This is a genomic window from Vibrio sp. 1978 (assembly GCF_033344345.1).
Genome location: NZ_JAWPOP010000589.1, coordinates 1 through 643, shown reverse-complemented (window position 1 = coordinate 643; position 643 = coordinate 1). Strand labels below are relative to the sequence as shown.

Sequence of the window (643 nt, the reverse complement as noted above, 5' to 3'; positions counted from 1 at the left end):
AAACATTCCCCCCTTCCAGCACCGTCTGTGTCTCTGCGTTTACCAGCACCTCATCCAGAAAGGTGTACCCCTGGCTGAGAAACTGTGACACATACTGGCTTTCTTTGTCCTTGTAGGACATTGGGATCGTGTCTGGGCCGTTAGCTTCAAAAGGTCCTTCGAGCTTTGTCTCAGACCAATTTTCAGCTTTCCCATCAGTGACGGTTCGGCGTAGCTCGACCATCGTGAATTGGCCTGGCTCCGAGGAGCTGGGCTCCCGGAGCAACTTGTAGCCAATGAAGACTTCTATTGTGGTTTCGTCATTGCCCCACTCTTTAGCAGTGTAACGACGGCACAAACAGTCATTTTTCTTCATGCGTCACCCCTTAGCGCCATTGGTCCCCGAACACATCCTTCGCAACACGCAGGATGGCTTCACGCTCCTCTTTGGCCGCACGGATAAGCAGAGCTTGATCCAAGGCGTATTCAAGAGCATTTGGGGCACCACGGAACGCTAGAGACAGTTTCGCCCAACGCACCAACGTCCGAGTGGACATGGTGACGCTGATCTGACCATCTTCACCGTTTTCGCCAAGAAACAGTTTGCGGACCTGATTAGCAATCCGAACCATTCCCTTCCGCACATTTTCCGGAAGTTTCGGAG

General features: G+C 52.6%; 1 protein-coding gene and 1 pseudogene. Both read right to left on the bottom strand.

Going from position 1 to position 643, the window contains the following annotated elements; all coding sequences use genetic code 11:
- Nucleotides 1-355 (bottom strand): annotated as a pseudogene (locus R8N49_RS27990) (hypothetical protein); the annotation flags it as partial.
- A 10-nt stretch (nucleotides 356-365) separates the two neighbouring features.
- The coding region (locus R8N49_RS27985; RefSeq protein WP_318190553.1) for a CbbQ/NirQ/NorQ C-terminal domain-containing protein at nucleotides 366-643 on the bottom strand (278 nt) is incomplete at its 5' end.